The sequence below is a fragment of the Alteromonas profundi genome (genome assembly GCF_010500865.1).
Lineage (GTDB): Bacteria > Pseudomonadota > Gammaproteobacteria > Enterobacterales > Alteromonadaceae > Alteromonas > Alteromonas profundi.
In genome coordinates this window covers 1-20,824 of the sequence record NZ_JAAAWN010000001.1, presented here as the reverse complement: position 1 = coordinate 20,824, position 20,824 = coordinate 1, and the positions used below count along the sequence as shown (strand labels likewise).

Genomic DNA, 20,824 nt, shown 5'->3' with positions numbered 1-20,824 from the left:
AGAGTGAGTATGAAGTTCATAATCCGTGCCTTGTTACTAGGCGCAGTACTATCATTCGGTAGTGTAGCGCAAGAAGTTATGCTTGACCGTGTAGCGGTTATTGTCGACCAAGGCGTTGTGCTAGAAAGCGAGGTTCAGGCGCTCATCAGTGATGTGAAGCGAAATGCGAAGGCCAACAACCAATCGTTACCTTCTGATAGGGCATTACGCACCCAGGCAATTGAGCGATTAATTATTAAGAGCTTACAATTGCAAATGGCAGAGCGTATGGGGATACAAATTAGCGATCCCCAGTTAGAGCAAACGATTTCTAACATCGCGGCTAACCAAAACGTCACCGTAGAGGCGCTACGTAAACAGTTGGCTATCGAAGGTATCTCTTATGAAGATTACCGCGAAGATATACGTGAAGAAATCATTATGGGCGAGGTGCGTCGTGCGAATGTCCGTCGTCGGGTTTATATCACCGAACAGGAAATTAATACCCTACTTGAACTGATGGAACAGCAAGGTGCTGAGCAAGAAGAATACCGTTTAGGTCATATTCTAATAGGCTTCCCGTCTGATCCTACTGACGAAGATATTACTGCTGCCCGCGACCGTGCAGATAAAGTTTTAACACTACTGAACTCAGGCTCTGACTTTAAAAAGATCGCTATTGCTTCATCGTCAGGTAACGAAGCACTAGAAGGCGGTGATATGGGCTGGCTAAACATAAACGCCATGCCTACGTTATTCGCAGAAGCGGTGCTAGGTAAGGGTAAAGATGCACTTGTAGGGCCGATACGTAGTGGCGCAGGCTTCCATATTCTTAAAGTTATGGATACCCGTGGTATAGAAAAAGTAACCGTGGAAGAAGTTAACGCTCGCCACATACTAGTAAAGCCTTCTATAATTCTTAGTGAAGACAAAGCGAAAGCGATGTTAAGCGAGTTTAAAACACAGTTAGAAGCGGGCGAAGTTAGCTTTGAAGAGCTAGCAAAAGAGCATTCGGAAGATCCCGGTTCTGCGCTACGCGGCGGAGAGCTAGGTTGGGCAGATCCAAATAACTACGTTCCTGCTTTCAAAGACGCCTTAGCGCAATTATCGCCAGATGAATACAGTGAACCGGTACGCTCAGTTCACGGCTGGCACTTAATCCAACTTATCGATAGACGCATAGACGACGCCACTGAGCGTAAGAAAGAAGATAAAGCTTACCAGCTCATTTTTAACCGTAAATTTTCAGAAGAAACGGAAAATTGGCTACGTGAAATGCGCGATGCGGCGTATATCGAAGTACTTGAAAGTAAATAGACTGATTTAATGACAACACCGTTAAAAATAGCAGTTACCCCAGGAGAGCCTGCCGGCATAGGGCCAGATTTAATAATTAAACTGGCCCAGGAGTCGTGGCAGGCGCAATTAGTTGTTTTCGCTGATGGCGAGGTTTTAAAAGACCGCGCCGAAATGCTTGGCTTACCGTTGACGTTACTCCCTTATGATGCCGATAATCTGCAGATACAACCTGCAGGCTCTCTGTATATTAAGCAGATAGACAAGCAAGCTAATGTAGTGCCAGGCGAGCTCGACAGCGAAAATGGTTTATATGTGGTAGAAACATTGCGCCAGGCTTGTCAGGCAAATATGGATGGCGACTTTGCTGCGGTGGTGACAGGCCCAGTGCACAAAGGCATCATCAATAAGGCTGGCGTGTCTTTTAGTGGCCACACTGAATTTTTTGCCTATCAGTCGAATACGATTGATGTAGTGATGCTGTTAGCAACGCAAGGCCTTAATGTGGCTTTAGCGACCACCCATATACCACTTGAGTATGTTTCTCGTGCCATAACGAAAGAACGGTTACATAAAGTTATTCACATTATTAATACCGATTTAAAGCTAAAATTTGGTATTAAGTCCCCGCACATTTATGTGTGTGGCCTAAATCCGCATGCTGGCGAAGACGGCCATATAGGTACTGAAGAAATTCATACCATTATTCCTGCCCTTGATGCACTGCGTGAAGAAGGATTGAATATCACAGGTCCTTTACCCGCCGACACCATCTTTCAGCCTAAATATTTAGACGATGCGGATGTTGTGCTTGCAATGTATCATGATCAAGGCCTACCTGTGTTAAAATACAAAGGTTTTGGCGCCTCAGTGAATATCACACTAGGTTTACCCTTCATTCGAACGTCAGTAGATCACGGTACCGCCCTTGATTTAGCCGGTACTGGAAACGTCGATCCTGGCAGTTTCAGAAAAGCATTGGAAAAAGCGATTGAGCTTGCACAACACACACAATGAGTAAAACACATTTAGGCCATACGGCCAGAAAGCGCTTTGGGCAAAACTTTTTGCACGACGATTATGTTATTGGAAAAATCGTTTCAGCAATTAACCCACAAAGCGGACAAAATTTAGTAGAAATAGGGCCGGGTTTAGGGGCACTGACCGATCCAGTATGTGATGAAGTTGATGCACTTACTGTTATTGAGTTAGACCGAGACCTTGCGAAACGATTACGTCATCATCCTTTTAACGGCACAAAACTTAATGTTATAGAGCAAGATGCTATGACGTTAGATTTTACCGCGTTATTAAAGTCGATGTCGGCGCCTGAAACTAAGCTGAGAGTGTTTGGTAACCTTCCATACAACATCTCTACGCCGCTTATGTTCCACCTGTTTGACCACGCCGCTAGCATTGAAGACATGCACTTTATGTTGCAAAAAGAAGTGGTAAATCGTTTAGCGGCAGGGCCAGGTTCGAAAAGCTATGGCAGACTATCGGTTATGGCGCAGTATTATTGCCATGTTATACCGGTATTGAACGTTCCGCCTGGTGCGTTTAAGCCACCTCCGAAAGTGGATTCTGCAGTGGTTCGTTTGGTTCCCCATGCCACTGCACCGGTGGACGTCATCTCGTTAAATACCCTTGAGCGCGTGTGCGCACAAGCATTTAACCAGCGCCGTAAAACTATTCGCAATTCATTAAAAGATTGTTTGAATGAAACCCAAATAAGTGAATTAGGGCTTGATCCTACGTCACGGGCTGAGGTACTTTCTTTAAAAGATTTCGCGACTCTTGCCAACGCAGTAAGCGCCCTAGAGAACTCTGACGAGTCATAAGGCTACTACCATGAGCGATTGTAATATTGAGGTGCGGGTGAAAACCCGTCACCTACCTGAACATCTTCCATCCGACGCTACCCAATTTGCCTTTGCTTATCATATTAGTATAGTTAACCACAGTGAAAGTACGGTGCAGCTAATTAACCGTTATTGGCGAATTACTGATGCCAATGGCAAAGCTGCTGAAGTGCAAGGGGCTGGCGTGGTGGGTAAGCAACCTATCTTAGGCCCAGGTGAAACCTTTGAGTACACAAGTGGTGCAGTTATCGATACGCCTGTAGGCAGTATGCAAGGCTATTACGAAATGGAGCACGAAAACGGTGAACGCTTCCGCGTGCCTATCGAGGCTTTTCGCCTAGCCGTACGCAACGTTATTCATTAGTTAGGTTATTTATGTCATTGCAAAGAACCTTCGTTATTGGCGATATTCAAGGCTGCTACCAAGGCCTTCAGCGCTTATTAAACAAAGTGGAATTCGACCCGAAAAATGACAAACTTTACGCGGTTGGCGATCTTGTAGCGCGGGGCGAAGACTCGCTTGGTACATTACGCTACCTAAAGTCGCTGGGCGATAGCTTTTCAAGCGTGCTGGGTAATCATGATTTACACCTTCTCGCCACCATGAATGGTATACGCAAGGCAAAGAAGGCGGATAACCTTCAACCGTTGTTAGAGGCCCCCGACAAACGCGAACTAGCAGATTGGTTACGCCAATTCCCGTTAGCACTTCGTGTTAGCCCAGAGCATACTATTGTGCATGCGGGCCTTTACCCTGCTTGGTCCACGCAACAGTTGTTAAGCTTAAGCGAGGAAGTAAGTTACTATTTAAAACAACCGAACTACACGCAACTATTAGAAGTTATGTACGGTAATTCCCCTAAATCGTGGAAAAAATCATTATCGGGTGTGGCCCGGCTACGTTTTATTATTAACGCCTGTACACGCATGCGATTTGTGGATAAAAATGCGCAGCTTGAGTTTGATACAAAGACCCACCCATCCCAAGCCCCAAAAGGGCTACTGCCTTGGTTTGAGCTTCCAAATAAACAACTTGCGCCTAGCGAAAAGGTACTTTTTGGCCATTGGGCTGCGCTTAATGGCGACACCCATAGCGCGCATTTTATCGGCCTGGATACTGGCTATGTTTGGGGGCAAGCGCTGACAATGCTATATATAGAAGAGCACCGTTTAATTCAAGTTACCGCTTAGTGGCGGTTTATTTTAGTGTCAGCAACATAATTACTCTTTTTTGGTAAACAAATACCATTCGCTGCCGATAGTAAAGAGTGGTAAAGGTTAAGTTACTTTTTTACGTCCAAAGTATATAGCAAACGGGATTAAGAGGTATATTTAACCTTTATTGCAAGGTAATATCGTCTTGTATAAAAATTAAAAAGCATCAGTCTAGGAGTTCCGATGAAGATTACTGTAGCCACTCGCGTAATCGGGGGATTTGTTGCAATCAGCTTGCTACTGATTGTCATAAGTGTAGTGTCGCTCTATAACTTAAATTCTATAGGGTCAGCCACCGAAGAAGTTAACGATGTTGCCTTGCCTACCGTAGCCGGAAGCAACGCATTAAAAGCCAGTTTTCTTAATATGGGGCGTCTTACCTTCGAGTCATATATCGAAGAAAACCTAAGCGGCCTAAAAAGCAAACATCAGGCGTTCAAAGAAAGTCAGGAAAACTTCGAGCAAGAGTTTAGCACGCTTGCTAAGGCTGTAACCGACCAACCGGAACTCAAAAAAACCCTAAATAGTGTACGCGATGCCTATGACGCCTATGTGGTAAATGTCGAGTCTATGTATACAAATCACCAGCAATTCATGGACTTACGCAATGCAATAGATGATAAACTGGGCGATGCCGAAGACAGTGCAGATGACGCTTCAACCTACATCTTGGACTTTTCAGATTTAGAGGCCGTACAAAACGATGCGAATTTGCGCCGTGCGTCAGACATTGGCGGGCAATTAGAAACCTCCCTTCTTACGCTGCTAACCGCTTCGTATGAATATGTGAATACTGAAACCTTGGTACGTTCGCAAACCCTAGGCAACGAAGTGGATTTGGTAGTAGATAAAGTAGCCACTTTGCTAAGCGATATGATGCAGGCTGCTGGTGGTAGAGACGACTCGGGTAGTTTGCAGGAAATTAATGAGTTGGTGAACAATGCCCTTAACGCAATTACTGCAAACGATGGCGTAGTTCAATTGCATGTTGAACGACTAGAGCATAAGAACCAAGCAGAACAAGCACTTAATGCATCAGATGACAATATTGCCCAAGGCATTGTGGAGCTAGAGAAGCTACTTTCCCTTGCTGATAGCAAAGCCGCTGATATTGAAGAGCAAGTAAACTCAGCCATAGCAACCGGCAACTCTTTTGTGATTATTGTGGTACTTATATCTATAGCTGTGGCCGCAGGTATTGGTTATGTTACCGTGCGTGCTATTACCATTCCCCTTCATCGCGTGAACCAATTGCTTAACGTAGCGGCTTCTGGCGATTTAACTCACCGTCTTGATGACAGTGCACAAGATGAATTTGGCTTATTGGCACGTAACTGCAACAACCTTATCGGTAGTTTAAAAGCACTGATTACAGCAATTAACGAACGTGCAGAGCAACTCGCTGCGGCCTCTGAAGAGACATCAGCGGTTACCGCACAAACCACCCACTCTATTCAAGATCAAAAATCGCAGATTGGGCAAGTGGCTACCGCTACAACGCAAATGCACTCCACATCGCAACTTGTGGTACAAAATGCTGAAGACACGCTAAGTCAAATTCGCCACGCCGATGCCGAAGCGGAAAATGTGCGCCAAATCTCACTTGAAAATAAAAATACCATCGAGGTCTTAGCCCGCGAGGTTGAGGATGCTGCAGAAGTGATTAATAAACTTCATCAAGACAGCGCAAGTATTGGCGGTATTCTTGATGTTATTCGAGGGGTTGCCGACCAAACTAATTTACTTGCACTTAATGCTGCAATTGAAGCGGCCCGTGCCGGCGAACAAGGCAGAGGATTTGCAGTAGTGGCAGATGAAGTGCGGACACTGGCAAGTCGTACTCAAGAGTCGACACAAGAAATTAACGCCATGATTGAAGTATTACAGGCAGGAGCTGAACGTGCTGTAGCCGTGATGAATGCAGGTAAAGAGCAAACCAATGCCTGTGTGGCGCAAACTGAAAAAGCGACCCAAGCGCTGGATATTATTTCCGATGCGGTTCACAAAGCTCATGACGTAAGCTCACAAATCGAACAATCTGCTAGGGAACAAAATACGGTCTCCCAAGAAATCAGTGAAAAGCTGGAAACTATTGTGAGTATTGCAGAAGAAACCACAACAGGCGCCCAGCAAACGGCAGACTCGAGCCATGAGGTGGCCAAACTGGCTGACGAATTACAACAATCTATTCGCCAGTTTAAGGTTTAGCGATACGCTTTCGTTCTATTAAACGAAACATCTAACTTCTGTTAAAAAGGGCGCTATAAGCGCCCTTTTTCTCTCATTCGTTATTACTTATTTAGGCTACTCAAACAACGCTTTGTGAAGTTTGCGTACCACTTCATCACTGTTTGTTTCATTGACCAGAAACGACAGGTTGTGTGGGTTAGCGCCAAAGCAAATCATTCGTAAATTAAAGTCGGATACTGCGGCTAAAATTTTACTCGATACACCTATCGAGGTTTGCATATTGTTACCTACCACAGTGACCAAGTCGTAACCTTTTTCAACCTTAACATCACATATAGTTTCAAGCTCTGCGATGGTTTCTTTATTTAACCGCTGCGCAACCGAATTAGCCGGGTTGTCTAAGGTGAATGACACAGAAATTTCTGAGGTGGTCACTAAGTCTACGCTTAATTTATGCTTAGCGATAATGGCAAAAACCTGTTGTAGGAAGCCCTGTGCATACATCATTTTCGGTGTTTTAACGGTTACCATTACCTGCTCTTTACGGCGGGTAATAGCGCGGTAAGGGGGCTCGTGCTCGCAATCTCGAACTATCCACGTTCCGCCTTTCTCAGGCTCTTTGCTAGACCCCACAAATACTTTGATATTTTTACGTAGCGCCGGCTCCATAGTAGCAGGATGTAGCACTTTGGCGCCAAAGGTCGCCATTTCCGCGGCTTCTTCAAAGCTAAGCTCTGGTAACGGGCGCGCTGCATCGGTAATACGCGGGTCGGTAGTATAAACGCCGATAACATCTGTCCAAATTTCGCACGTATCAGCATCTAAGGCTTCTGCCAATAGGGCTGCTGTGAAATCAGAACCACCGCGCCCTAATGTTGTTGTACGCCCTTCCTCATCTGCTCCCACAAAGCCTTGTGTAACCACAATGGCGTCTTTGATTTCAGGGGCAAGTAGCTGCTTAGCTAACGTTGCGATATCATCAATTTGTGGGCTGGCTTCGCCAAACTCGCCATTAGTACGAAGTACCTTTCGCACGTCAAAATTTATGGTTTTTACACCTGTTTCTGCCAATACACTGGAGAACATGAGCGATGACATACGCTCTCCCATTGACAATAGTTGATCTTTTAAATCATTGCGGTGCAGTATTTCTTCATGGAAAGCCAAGGCGCGAACTTCGCTCAATAAATCCTGCAATTTAGGCGCAACACTGTCTTTATCTGAAAGCTTGTTCAAAATTGCATATTCAATATCGGCAATTGCCTGACAGGTTTCTTCTGTTTGTTGCTGCGTCATAGGGGTGTGCGCTAGGTTCACCAAATGATTGGTTACCCCTGCTGAGGCACTTACTACCACTATGCGCGTATTTTCATTACCGGCAACAATTCGCGCACAGTTTTGCATCACTTCATAATTGGCAACGCTGGTACCGCCGAACTTAGCTATCGATAAGGCATTTGTCACTTTATTTAACTCCAGGTAAACACCAGTTTGTTACTGGTTTAACTACACCTTGGTTTCGTCACCAGATGTAGATTAACGGTCTATTTCGATTTGGTCGCCCACAGCTATATTGTGCTTGGCGAACCACCCTTGGTTCATTTCTAGCGCGTAAAGTACCTTTTTAGACGACCCCACAGATTCTAAACTGTGCGGCGTTAAAGGTTTTATATCTGTAATCACGCCATTTCTGTCGATAAATGCCAAATCTAAGGGTATAAAAGTGTTTTTCATCCAAATGCCCGCATATTTCGAAGCATTGAAATTGAAAAGCATGCCGCAATCTTCACATAATTCTTTGCGGAACATAAGCCCCCGGGCCCGTTGTTCGAAGGTTTTTGCGTACTCTACCTTATATTTTTCGCCACCAATGCTCACAGTGATAGTATCAAACTGTACAGCGTTAAGCTGCTGCGCTTGATTTACCTGTGCCTGCGCACAGCCACCCCCTGCGATTAGCATTACGATAACCAATAAATATTTACCCATGAGACGTTCCTTTTGGCCATAAAAAAGCCGGACACTCAGCGAGTGTCCGGCTTGGTAGTTTATACGCTAAGTTAAGCAACATTCAACGTTGGAATGATATTCGCCTTTGCTTCTTCCTCAGCTTGTTTGAAACTGGGCATTTTATCGAAGTTTAAGTAACGGAAGACTTCGTCCGACATGGCGTTAATTTTACTGGCGTATTGCATGTATTCTTCTGGCGTTGGAATACGCCCAACAATAGCGCCCACCGCGGCTAACTCAGCCGATGTAAGATAGACATTTGCGCCATCACCTAAACGATTAGGGAAGTTTCGAGTAGAGGTGGAGAGCACTGTCGCGCCTGGCTCTACCCGTGCTTGGTTACCCATACAAAGCGAACACCCAGGCATCTCGGTGCGCACTCCCACTCGCCCATATATGTTGTAATACCCCTCTTCCATAAGTTGAGCTTTATCCATCTTAGTGGGCGGAGACATCCACAGACGCGTAGGCAAGGTTTTACTATATTGCTCAAGCAACTTACCGGCGGCCCGGAAGTGGCCAATATTGGTCATACACGACCCAATAAATACCTCATCAACGTTATCGCCCGCTACCTCTGACAATGTTTTCGCATCGTCAGGATCGTTAGGGCAGCAAACAATAGGCTCCTTAATATCGTTAAGGTCAATTTCAATGACTTCAGCATATTCAGCATCGCCGTCAGCGCGCATTAACTGAGGGTTAGCTAACCACTCTTCCATTTTTTGCGCTCTACGCTCTAGGGTGCGCGGGTCGCCGTACCCTTCATTAATCATCCAGCGCAACATAGTGATGTTCGATCTTAGGTACTCGGCGATAGATTCTTCTGACAGATTAATCGTACAACCGGCGGCAGAACGCTCAGCAGAGGCATCTGATAATTCAAACGCCTGCTCAACCGTAAGGTTTTCCAGCCCTTCTATTTCAAGAATACGGCCAGAAAACGCGTTTTTCTTACCCTTTTTCTCCACCGTCAACAGGCCTTGCTTAATGCCATAAAGTGGGATTGCGTGAACTAAATCTCGCAACGTAATACCCGGCTGCATATCGCCTTTAAAGCGCACCAAAATAGACTCTGGCATATCTAAAGGCATTACCCCTGTGGCGGCAGCAAAAGCTACTAGGCCAGAGCCTGCAGGGAAGGAAATGCCCAGCGGGAAGCGGGTATGTGAGTCGCCCCCTGTACCTACCGTATCTGGCAGAAGCATACGGTTTAACCAACTATGGATAATACCATCACCGGGGCGTAGAGAAACCCCGCCACGATTCATAATAAAGTCTGGCAGGGTGTGTTGGGTTTCAATATCAACCGGCTTTGGATACGCGGCGGTATGGCAAAAAGACTGCATGGTTAAATCGGCGGTGAAACCTAAACACGCGAGGTCTTTTAATTCATCACGGGTCATAGGCCCTGTGGTATCTTGAGAACCTACTGTGGTCATCTTAGGCTCACAATAGGTACCGGGGCGAATACCTTCTACACCACATGCTTTACCCACCATTTTTTGCGCCAAAGAGAAGCCCTTACCTGTATCTTCTGGCTGCTCGGGGGTACGGAATAAGTCGGTAGCACCTAAGCCTAGGGTTTCCCTTGCTTTATCGGTAAGGGCTCGGCCTATGATTAAATTAATTCGGCCGCCGGCGCGTACCTCATCAAGAATAACCTTAGATTTATATTGGTATTGTGACAATACTTCGCCTGTTTCGTGGTTAGTGATTTTGCCTTCAAACGGGTAGATGTCGATTACATCGCCCATATTTAGCTTATCTACATCGGCTTCAAACACTAATGCACCCGCGTCCTCCATTGTATTGAAGAAAATGGGCGCCACTTTACCGCCAATACATACGCCACCGCTACGTTTGTTTGGTACCCCAGGAAGGTCCTCACCGAAAAACCATAACACTGAGTTGGTAGCTGATTTTCTCGAAGAACCGGTTCCCACTACATCACCAACAAAGGCCACCGGGTAGCCTTTACTTTTTACTTCGTCAATTTGACGCATTGGACCTTTGACACCCGGCTCATCAGGATCTAGCCCCTCACGGGGCATTTTGTAGGCAGCAAGTGCGTGCAGCGGTATATCTGGCCGCGACCATGCATCTGGCGCAGGGGACAAATCATCAGTATTGGTTTCGCCAGTAACTTTAAACACCGTATAGGTTATTTTGTCGTCCATTAACTTGCGAGAAGTAAACCATTCTCCCTCAGCCCAAGAGGTAATCACCTCTGTGGCGAATTTATTACCAGCTTTGTGCTTTTCTTCCACATCGTGATAGGCATCAAACATTAATAAGGTATGCTTGAGTTCTTTTGCCGCTAGCGGAGCTAAAGATTCGTCATCGAGTAATTCAACTAGGGTGGCAATATTATACCCACCGTGCATATTACCGAGGAGCTTAATGGCATCTTCTTTTGAGATAAGCGCGCAGCTATCTTCACCTTTGGCTATAGCGCTTAGAAACCCAGCCTTTACGTAGGCGGCTTCATCTACACCTGGGGGAACCCGTTCTGAGAGTAATGAAATAAGAAATTCTTCCTCGCCTTTAGGCGGATCTTTAAGTAGCTCAACTAAGCTAGCCACTTGCTCAGTATTTAGCGGCTTCGGTGGGATCCCTTCGGCGGCACGTTCTTCAACGTGTTTGCGATAGTCTTGTAACACAGTCTCTTCCTCTTGGTTAGCTTGCGCATGGGGAGTGAGCGGTTAGATACCCTGTGGGCGCAAGGTAGAATGAACAAATCACGCTAATTATAGTAATTCATCCAACAAGTTTACATTTTAAGCCTGTTTTATTTGTTTATAGTCGCCATTTTGTATACGCAATAGTGCACTCGCACTCCCTCACTTCACTACAACGCAAAAAACAGAAATGACACTAAAGTAATGTGGTGGCTAGCTTACCAATCACAAGGTTTAAATAAATCACACCGATGGGTAACTGTAAACTATTGGATAAACCAATTATCTTCGCTTTGAAACCATGCGCCTCTATGACAATTAACGTGGTATCACGATTGATACTCTATAATTATTCAGGTCGATCTTTTCTAGGCCGAGAATGTAGGAAACTGGCGAAACGTGGAACGCCTTTTTTTGTTTTACCAAAATATTTGTAGGTTATCCAACTACCTATGGGCGGAGGGTGTTGACGTTCTAAAAGGGTAAAGCCACTTCCCACTTTAAATCGAACCCCGTTTGGCATCTCTAGCAGTAAAGATCCTAGCATACCGCTGAACCTACCCTGGCCTTTGATATAAGCAACCACCTTTGCTTCAGCGTCTTGATGACGTTTGGCCTTAAGTAACTGCTGGCTTCTCCCGCTCTTGTAAAGCGCGTTGCGGTGATGCAACATAAGTCCCTCCCCGCCCGCTGCTGTAATAGCATCTATTTTCTGTTCCAGAGCCAATAGTGAATGAAGCCTAAATTGCGGCACTATGACTAAGGTCTCGCTTGTGTTTTTTCTAAGCAAAGCCGCAAGGTTTTCCATTCGTGTAGCAAAAGGCATACTTTCTTTAGGCATATCAAACACCATCATTTTTACCTGCTGCCACCGCCCATCTGGGTTATCTGATAATACAATTGATGCGATATTTTCAAAATCCCCTCGCTGGGTCCATAACTCACCGTCCAACACAACCTCGGGCCAATATTGAGTAAACCAAGGAGGTGCGTGAATGACATTACCGTTACGGGTAATCAGTTGCGCCCCCGTCCAACGCGCACGAATGCCATCAAGCTTTTCACTTATCAAGTAATCGGCCACATTGATATTGCCTTCATAGCGCTTCGCTAATTGAAGCGAGCCGATATCAATTTGGCCGGTGTTAGGCTGCGCAGACTCCGCCCACCCGCGAAAAACAGGGCTACAAAGTAGCATTACAACTAAATAATAAACATATTTCATTCCGCCCCCCTTTGTTGATTTACCTCCACAAAGTGTACGCAACCCGCCATCCAATTAAACTGCACCAACGAACAGTTCTTCCCCTCCCCCGCGTGGACACCCACAGTTCCCCCCCCCTCCCAACTTGGACACCCACAGTTTCAACCCCTCGCTTGGACACCGCCCCCCGCTTGGACACCCACTGTTTCTTACCCTCGCTTAGACATCCACAGTCTCTGTGGGTGGCTAAAAAAAGAGCGTCCTTTTTGACTATGAATTGGCTTATTTACGGTGGGTGTCCATGCGCGAAGGTGATGAGAGAAAGTGGGTGTCCATGAGGGTAGATGGAAGGTTTCTTCCGACCTAACGGATTTGCCAGCTTCGCTGGGCAAAAAAAAGCCCTAACCAAGGTTAGGGCTTTCGCATAAATGTTTTACACGTAATATGTGTTGATGCTTAGTGAACTGTTTTCACCGCTACGCTTGGCGTAAATTTTGGTTGAACAGCCATATCTTCAGATGGTGGAGCAAATTCCGTTAGGTTAATGCCTTCAACCGCAGACCTGTATTCATCTATAGTTGGGAAGCGACCTAATACTGTAGATAGCACTACAAGTGGGGTAGAACCTAGTAACGACTCGCCTTTTCTCTCTTCTGAATCTGCTACTACACGGCCTTGGAATAGGCGTGTAGAAGTAGCAATTACAGTGTCACCTGGTTCAGCCTTTTCCTGGTTACCCATGCATAGGTTACATCCGGGGCGCTCTAGGTACATAATGTTTTCGTACTTAGTACGTGCCGCTTCTTTTGGCTTAGCATCATCAAATTCAAAACCGGCATATTTAGTTAAAATATCCCAATCGCCTTCTGCTTTAAGCTCATCAACGATATTGTACGTTGGTGGTGCTACAACCAATGGTGCTTTAAATTCAACTTTACCATTTTGCTTTTCTAGGTTACGCAGCATTTGTGCAATAATTTGCATGTCGCCTTTGTGAACCATACATGAGCCAACAAAGCCCAAGTCCACAGACTTACCATCGTAATAAGATACGGTACGAATTACATCGTGGGTATAACGCTTAGAAACATCATCGTTATTTACGTCTGGATCAGCGATCATTGGCTCATCGATTTGGTCTAAATCAACCACCACTTCTGCGTAGTATTTCGCATTGTCATCTGGTGCAAGTGCTGGCTCTTCTCCAGATTTGATTTCAGCAATACGCTTGTCAGCTAAATCAATAAGGCCTTGAAGCATATTTGCGTCGTTATCCATGCCCTTGTCGATCATGATGTTGATACGCTTTTTAGCAAGCTCTAGCGACGCAATCATCGTCTCATCGTCTGAAATACAGATTGATGCCTTAGCTTTCATTTCAGCTGTCCAATCGGTAAACGTAAACGCTTGGTCAGCCAGTAATGTGCCGATTTGTACTTCAATCACGCGGCCTTGGAACACATTCTCACCGCCAAACTGCTTAAGCATTTGCGCTTGCGTAGCGTGTACCACATCACGGAAATCCATGTGGCTCTTCATGTGGCCTTTAAAGGTTACCTTTACTGACTCTGGAATGGGCATTGCCGCTTCACCTGTCGCAAGTGCTACCGCAACCGTACCTGAGTCGGCACCAAAGGCGACGCCTTTTGACATACGGGTATGGGAGTCACCACCAATAATAATGGCGCGATCATCAACCGTGATATCGTTCAATACTTTGTGGATAACATCGGTCATTGCGTGGTAAACGCCTTTAGGATCCCGTGCCGTAATAACACCAAAGTTGTTCATGAACGACATTAACTTAGGTATATTAGCTTGCGCTTTCTTATCCCATACCGATGCGGTATGACAGCCCGACTGGTATGCACCATCAACAAGCGGGGAAATCGTTGACGCAGCCATTGACTCAAGCTCTTGGCAGGTCATTGGACCGGTAGTATCTTGTGAACCCACAATATTTACTTTAACGCGTACGTCTGAGCCAGCGTGAAGCGGCGTTTCAGACTTAACCCCTACCGCATTGCGGTTAAAGATTTTTTCTACCGCTGTTAGGCCTTGGTTTGCTACAGACACTTCTTTTGATGGTGCGTAAACTTGAGGCACTTCGATACCGAGTGTGCTTGCTGCAAACGATTGAAGTTGCTTACCGAATGTCACCGCGTAAGAGCCACCGGCTTTCATAAATTCCATTTTTTGTGGCGTAAAGGCACTGGCTACATCAGCTACTACTTCTGTACCCTTGTAAAGTTTTTTCGCCTTGGTATCAATCGTTAATACTGTGCCGGTTGCAACCGAATACGCTTCTTCAAGCACTGGGTCGTCGTTAGCATCGCGAACAACTTCACCGTTTTCATCAGTTTTCTTAACCCAGTTTTTAAGGTCTAAGCCAATCCCGCCTGTTACATCTACCGTGGTTAGGAATATGGGGGCAATACCATTAGTACCGGCAACCACAGGGGCTTTATTCACAAATGGAATATACGGGCTCGCCGGTTCACCGGCCCATAATGCCACGTTATTCACACCAGACATACGTGACGAACCTACGCCCATGGTGCCTTTTTCAGCAATAAGCATAACCTTGGCGTTAGGATGCTTTTTACCGAGCTCAACAATTTCTTGCTGGGCTTCAGGCGTTATCATGCATTTGCCATGTAATTCGCGGTCTGCACGAGAGTGGGCTTGGTTACCAGGAGAAAGTAAGTCAGTAGAAATATCACCTTCTGCCGCAATGTATGTCACTACATCTATTTTTTCAGGCACATCAGGTAACTTAGTGAAAAACTCTGCCTTTGCGTAGCTTTCTAAGATGTCTTTTGCAATTGCATTGCCTGCTTTATAAGCCGCTTCTAAACGTTCAGTATCCGCCTCGTACAAGTAAACTTGTGTTTTTAGCACTTCAGCCGCTGGTTTTGCCACAGCGTCGTCGTCAGAAAGGGCTAGGTCAAGCAATACCTCTACAGATGGGCCACCTTTCATGTGAGAAAGAAGCTCTAAAGCAAATTCTGGTGTAATTTCAGCTACTTTTTCTTCGCCTAATACAATGGCTTTTAGAAACTCAGCTTTTACGCCAGCTGCGCTAGTGGTTCCCGGCAACGTATTGTAGATAAAGAAATTAAGTGAGTCTTCACGGTGCTCATTTTCAGTATCTTTGATTTGGGCAATGATTTCTGACAGTAAGTCAGCACTGTCGATAGGCTTTGGATGCAAACCAAGTTCCGTTTTACGGGTCTCGATTTCTGCCATGTATTCTGAATACAAACTCATATAATTCTCTCGGTCTTGGTTATACGTAGGTATTAGTTATACGTAGGGGTTGTAATACGTCGGAGTTAACCATGCGCATTTTTGAATCGCACTATCTTAACTGATTTTGCAGCCGCTGGTAATACGTGCAAAAGTGGACAAAGACGTTATGGCTTTGCAAAATGAAAACCGGTCGGTAATGTAAATGAAATAAATGTAAAGGAGACGCTTACCCCAAGATACAAAATACAAAAAAACAACTGCAAATCAACAACTAAAAGAAACCACCTGAAGTACTACAAGCCAACCGCTTTTGTAAATGAGAACTATTCACATAAGTAAGGTCACCGCTATTTATTTTAGGTATTTTCTATATTTATAATGGTTTGCGGTGTTTTTTCAATCACCCGGCCAAATTCGTCTAAAATAACCGAGTTGATTAACCCATTCTGCCATGTGAATTCATCAATATACCTGCGCTTAACTCTGCATTTAGAGCACTATAGCAGTGCAATTTCACTTCGCAGATACACGAATAAGTTGGCCTTTCTCGCCGTCGGTCAAAAGATAGATATTGCCGTCCTTTCCTATTGCTACATCGCGCAACCGTTTATTTACGCTAGGAAAGATTCGTTTTTGCTCAATTGGGCTTGAAGATATATCTAACGCATATATGGCGCGGGCTTTAAGTGCGGTTACTAACACATGATTATGTAAAGAAGGAAATGCGGGGTGAGCATAATACGTCATAGATGACGGTGCAATAGAAGGCGTCCAATCGACGATAGGGTCTACCATACCAGGATAGTGCTCAAAGGGAGATATACTTGCCCCTGAATAATCCTTGCCGAGGGTGACCACCGGCCAGCCATAATTATTTCCTGCTATAAGCTGATTAACTTCATCGCCGCCATCAGGGCCATGTTCGTGTAAAAGCAAAATACCGTCTGGTAAAGCTATAAGACCCTGGGGATTACGATGACCATAGGTATAAATGTAAGGTGCCTTAGGGAAAGGGGCCGAAGCGCTTGCCTCACCCGTGCTACTAAATCTAAGTACCTTTCCTAACTGTGAAGTAAGCAATTGCGCTTGCTCTCGAAAATCGAAACCATCTCCTGATGTAAGCAACCATTCATTATTATCTAGCGCAAGTAACTTCCCCCCATAGTGTACCGGTGTATCTTTCAGTGTATCCACAGAAAAAATAGCCGTGACCTCACTAAAATCAGCGCTATTATGCGCTAGTGTAGCGCGCACCACCGCTAAATGATTTTGTGCTTTACTGCCCTTTGAATAAGAAAAGAAAACGTTTTTTGAATAAGTGAAATCAGTAGCGAGTTCCACATCAAGCACTCCCCCTTGGCCTTCAGTGTACAATTGGGGAAGATCAAGCCTAGAGCGCTCAACATCGCCATTTGGTGCGACAAATACTAACTCGCCATTACGAAGTGTAATAAGCCAGCGTAGATCGGGTAACTGCACCATAGCTTTAGGATAGGAGAGGCTACTTGTTAATGTAGTAAGTGTATACGCTGTCTCATGTACCCTTTCACTTGCACCCACGAACAAGCTAATCAGCCCTGCCATAATTACTCCCCCTCTCATTATCACCTCTCCTTTAGATATGTATTTAGGCCCGAGCATGTTAAACCACATTGTTTTAGTGATAATGGCAATACCGCACTGAGAAAGCCATACCATTTGCTCACAATTCATATAGGAAATAAATGTAAGGCTTTGCTATGGTGCACTAGAGACCTCTAACTTTGATTCGTGATTAAATATGCAAAATAAGCAGCCTCGTTTTACAAAGCTTTCGAAATTCACACGATGGTTTGCAATACAGTTTTTCCCTGCATGGTTAGTGACGTTTGCTTTTGCATCACTCTTTCATACTCTTTGCGTGCTTGTTAACCTATCCGCCTTAGACGTTTTTATTCCTTGGTTTACTTGGCTCACAACTATCGTTGGAGATTTCATTGGTTTATTACCTACTTATGGGGTAATTATCGCCGTCGCCTTGTGTATTGCATTCGGTGCAACCATCACTCTTATCCGATGGTGCCAGCAATCAGCGCGCCCTCTTTCTGCCCTACCTATACTTTTACTTTTTAGTTTATCGGGCGGGGTAGCAATAGCAGTAACATTGCTTGCTATGCAGCCTATTATGAATATCACCCTCATCGCAGGTTCAAGAGGAACCTTAGGCTTTATGCTGCAAAGTGGAGCCGGGGTGTTAGGCGGCGCACTATTTGGTCTAAGAAGTATACAGAAACAAAATATTAATTATTGATAACGGGCGCATTCATCACTCAGAAAAATAGTTCGTTATAATGTAATTAGTATGTAAATAAAAATACACCTTTGCTACTGTTACCCTATTAACAGGCTAATTGGATGATGTTTTATGATTAACTACCCCGACAGTGTCACCAACCTTGCAGATTACATAGAAAGCGTACTGGAAAAATACGCGGACAACCCTGCCTATACCGCATTAGGTCAAACACTTACGTTTAAAGATATTGATGAAAAATCTGCTGCCTTAGCACGTTATTTTATACATAGCGCAAAATTAAAAGCCGGCGATAGAATTGCTATTCAGCTACCTAATCTCATTCAAAACCCAATTGCTGTATATGCTGCCTTACGCGCTGGTTTAGTTGTGGTAAACACCAACCCTCTTTACACTGAAAGGGAGATGAAACATCAATTTACTGATAGCGGAGCCTGTGCTCTTATCATCTTAAGTGACTTGTATCCAAAATTTGCGGCAATAGAAAATGACACGCAAATTTCTACCGTTATCACTACGTCAGCCACTGAACTACTCGACCCAGCGACAGCTGCGGAAATAGGTAATACCGTGTCGCTGTCACAGGCCATTAGTGAAGGAGAAGAACAGCCATCTTTTAACAGAAAGGCTATGCAGTTAGATGACTTAGCAATGCTACAATATACCGGTGGCACTACTGGCGTGTCTAAAGGTGCGGCGTTAAGCCATAAAAACATTTTGGCCAACTGTATCCAAATGATCGACCGTTTGGGCGGCGAATTCGAAGAGGGCAAAGAAATTGTGGTTTGCCCACTGCCCTTGTACCATATTTACGCGTTTACCGTATGCATGATGGCACTCTTCTCCAAAGGCAGTCAAATCCTTCTTATCCCAAACCCGCGGGATATAGACGGCTTTATACAAACGCTTAAACCCTACTCAATAACCGCATTCGCCGGTATTAACACACTGTTTGTTGGTCTTGGACGTCATCCTGAATTTGCTAAATTAGACTTTTCTCGTCTTCATCTAACCATGTCGGGGGGAACCGCCCTTACCCAAGGCGCAGTCTCAATTTGGAAAGACGTAACTGGTAATATGATCACCGAGGGCTACGGCCTATCAGAAACTGCGCCGGTTGTATCGTTTAATCTCCCAGGCCAAGAAGAAATCGGTACTGTTGGCATGCCTTTACAAGATACCGAAGTCGCCTTACTTGATGTGAACGATGAACCAGCAGGTCAGGGGGAATCCGGACAAATTGCCGTACGTGGGCCTCAAGTAATGCTAGGGTATTGGAATCGAGACGATGAAACCGCCAAAGTCATGACAAAAGATGGTTTTTTCAAAACCGGTGATATCGGCATACGCGTTGAGTCTGGAGCGATTAAGATAGTCGATCGCCTCAAAGATATGATTATAGTTTCAGGCTTTAACGTTTATCCTAATGAAATTGAAGATGTACTTACATCACATCCGGATGTCATGGAAGCCGCGGTTGTGGGGCAACCCGATGACAGGACGGGGGAAAAAGTATGTGCGTTTATTACCGTAGGCAAAGCCCTTAATACCGAAGAGGTTATCGACTACTGTAAGAAGCACCTAACTAACTATAAAATACCTAAGCGCATAACTGTACTTGAGGAACTTCCAAAATCTACCGTAGGTAAAATTCTTCGTAGGGAGCTTCGCTCGGCATAGACGTTGACACTAATATAGCCTCAGGCTATTCACCATAGTGAATAGCCTTGTTTTTTATTAAAAATTCTGTCCATCGTCCTACCTTTCTGCTTTCGTGTTATCTCCCTCTTAATTTCAACATTTCCCCTTGTGTCCCCTCCATCCTACCAACGTGCACTACTTAACAAGTAGTGGAACCAGAAAACCAGCAATATTTAGCATAAGATAGATAAATAAAATTATTCGTAAATTTCGATTGAACCTATACAGAATTTAGAATTGGGTTATTCAATTCCCCACCCTATATAGGCGGTGGAGGAACACACATGAAAAACACATTTATATTCGCATTACTTTTATTCACTGTTTTAACACCTGCTTACGCTAACCACGGATATGCCATCGATTTCATTCGAGGCGAAGGCTCGGTAAACGGCATCAAGTTAGCTTACCAATACAATATCGATCAGCCCTTAGATATTTCATGGCCGCTTACTTTAACTATGGAGACCAGTGCCAACTTCTGGGAATATGGAGAGCAAAACAAATACGACTCCAACGTTGTACTCGCGCTTTCACCTATAGTGCGATTGCCTATCGGCACAGCATTTAATAAGCCCGTGGAATTAGAGTTAGGCATAGGGGTTTCGTTGTTGGATGATACCCAGTTCGCTGGAAAGGACGTATCAACACATTATCAATTTGAAGATCGAATTGGCTTTTCTACTACCTTCGGCAAAAGTAATGAGTATCGAGTATCACTCAGGTATCTCCATTATTCAAATGCCGGCTTTAAAAAGCCAAACCCAGGCCTAGACTTTCTGTCTCTCTCATTCAGCCAAAGGCTATAGTCACTGCGGGACACCCACATATTGCAGTTTTTGGACACCCACACCTTGTGGACACCCACACTTTAAGTTGAAAACTAAACCAAGCTGACCCCACCCCACACCTATTTATGTGGATGTCTATGGCGTCAGTTTTGTGGGCGTCCGAGGAGTTTGGACACCCACCCCTCGTGGACACCCACACTTTAAGTTGAAAACTGAACCAAGCGTAAGCGTACGGCTAACACATCTTTAGTTCCGTTTTAGATCGGGCATGCTATTGAAATAGCCAATCTACAACAGGATCTTAATCGTTGGATATGAAAGTTGATGTACTCGGTAGACGAACGTTCAGC

Annotated in this window: 15 protein-coding genes; 9 read left to right on the top strand and 6 right to left on the bottom strand. The window is 44.9% G+C overall.

The window, feature by feature from the left end:
• The first annotated feature begins 3 nt into the window (after positions 1–3).
• The 6 genes from surA to GTH32_RS00050 all read left to right on the top strand — a co-directional run bounded on the left by surA (position 4) and on the right by GTH32_RS00050 (position 6,560).
• The gene (gene surA, locus GTH32_RS00075) at positions 4–1,296 is read left to right on the top strand and encodes a peptidylprolyl isomerase SurA (RefSeq protein WP_343033361.1); all 1,293 of its coding nucleotides are present in this window, start codon (positions 4–6) and stop codon (positions 1,294–1,296) included.
• 9 nt (positions 1,297–1,305) lie between these two features.
• A complete protein-coding gene (pdxA, locus tag GTH32_RS00070) occupies positions 1,306–2,292 on the top strand; it encodes a 4-hydroxythreonine-4-phosphate dehydrogenase PdxA (protein WP_163083198.1) in 987 nt (328 codons plus the stop codon).
• Positions 2,289–3,116: a 16S rRNA (adenine(1518)-N(6)/adenine(1519)-N(6))-dimethyltransferase RsmA gene (gene rsmA, locus GTH32_RS00065; protein WP_163083197.1), complete on the top strand. Its 828-nt coding sequence runs from the start codon at positions 2,289–2,291 to the stop codon at positions 3,114–3,116. Before pdxA ends, rsmA begins: the two co-directional genes overlap by 4 nt.
• Before the next feature lie 10 nt (positions 3,117–3,126).
• The gene (gene apaG / locus GTH32_RS00060; RefSeq protein ID WP_163083196.1) at positions 3,127–3,501 is read left to right on the top strand and encodes a Co2+/Mg2+ efflux protein ApaG; all 375 of its coding nucleotides are present in this window, start codon (positions 3,127–3,129) and stop codon (positions 3,499–3,501) included.
• 11 nt (positions 3,502–3,512) lie between these two features.
• Positions 3,513–4,328, top strand: coding sequence for a symmetrical bis(5'-nucleosyl)-tetraphosphatase (locus GTH32_RS00055; protein WP_163083195.1), 816 nt, complete (start codon positions 3,513–3,515; stop codon positions 4,326–4,328).
• A gap of 207 nt (positions 4,329–4,535) precedes the next feature.
• A complete protein-coding gene (locus GTH32_RS00050; protein WP_163083194.1) occupies positions 4,536–6,560 on the top strand; it encodes a HAMP domain-containing methyl-accepting chemotaxis protein in 2,025 nt (674 codons plus the stop codon).
• Between the two features lie 96 nt (positions 6,561–6,656).
• Here GTH32_RS00050 and lysC read toward each other — a convergent pair whose 3' ends face one another.
• The 6 genes from lysC to GTH32_RS00020 all read right to left on the bottom strand — a co-directional run bounded on the left by lysC (position 6,657) and on the right by GTH32_RS00020 (position 17,291).
• Positions 6,657–8,006 carry a lysine-sensitive aspartokinase 3 gene (gene lysC / locus GTH32_RS00045; protein WP_163083193.1) on the bottom strand — a complete coding sequence of 450 codons (1,350 nt, stop codon included), beginning with the start codon at positions 8,004–8,006 and terminating at the stop codon, positions 6,657–6,659.
• 72 nt (positions 8,007–8,078) lie between these two features.
• A complete protein-coding gene (locus tag GTH32_RS00040) occupies positions 8,079–8,531 on the bottom strand; it encodes a DUF192 domain-containing protein (RefSeq protein WP_163083192.1) in 453 nt (150 codons plus the stop codon).
• Between the two features lie 71 nt (positions 8,532–8,602).
• Positions 8,603–11,215, bottom strand: coding sequence for a bifunctional aconitate hydratase 2/2-methylisocitrate dehydratase (gene acnB / locus GTH32_RS00035; protein ID WP_163083191.1), 2,613 nt, complete (start codon positions 11,213–11,215; stop codon positions 8,603–8,605).
• Positions 11,216–11,582: 367 nt separating this feature from the next.
• Complete coding sequence (locus GTH32_RS00030) at positions 11,583–12,458, bottom strand: DNA ligase (RefSeq protein WP_246223081.1); 876 nt, start codon at positions 12,456–12,458, stop codon at positions 11,583–11,585.
• 435 nt (positions 12,459–12,893) lie between these two features.
• On the bottom strand, positions 12,894–15,707 hold the full coding sequence (locus GTH32_RS00025; protein WP_163083190.1) for a bifunctional aconitate hydratase 2/2-methylisocitrate dehydratase: 2,814 nt from the start codon (positions 15,705–15,707) through the stop codon (positions 12,894–12,896).
• Between the two features lie 495 nt (positions 15,708–16,202).
• The gene (locus GTH32_RS00020) at positions 16,203–17,291 is read right to left on the bottom strand and encodes a PQQ-dependent sugar dehydrogenase (protein ID WP_163083189.1); all 1,089 of its coding nucleotides are present in this window, start codon (positions 17,289–17,291) and stop codon (positions 16,203–16,205) included.
• Positions 17,292–17,469: 178 nt separating this feature from the next.
• Here GTH32_RS00020 and GTH32_RS00015 point away from each other — a divergent pair, with 178 nt between their 5' ends.
• From GTH32_RS00015 to GTH32_RS00005, 3 genes are all read left to right on the top strand, one after another.
• The gene (locus GTH32_RS00015; protein WP_163083188.1) at positions 17,470–17,979 is read left to right on the top strand and encodes a hypothetical protein; all 510 of its coding nucleotides are present in this window, start codon (positions 17,470–17,472) and stop codon (positions 17,977–17,979) included.
• A gap of 114 nt (positions 17,980–18,093) precedes the next feature.
• Positions 18,094–19,662, top strand: coding sequence for an AMP-binding protein (locus GTH32_RS00010; RefSeq protein WP_163083187.1), 1,569 nt, complete (start codon positions 18,094–18,096; stop codon positions 19,660–19,662).
• A 305-nt stretch (positions 19,663–19,967) separates the two neighbouring features.
• Positions 19,968–20,492, top strand: a complete 525-nt coding sequence (locus GTH32_RS00005; protein ID WP_163083186.1) for an acyloxyacyl hydrolase — start codon at positions 19,968–19,970, stop codon at positions 20,490–20,492.
• Positions 20,493–20,824 lie beyond the last annotated feature (332 nt).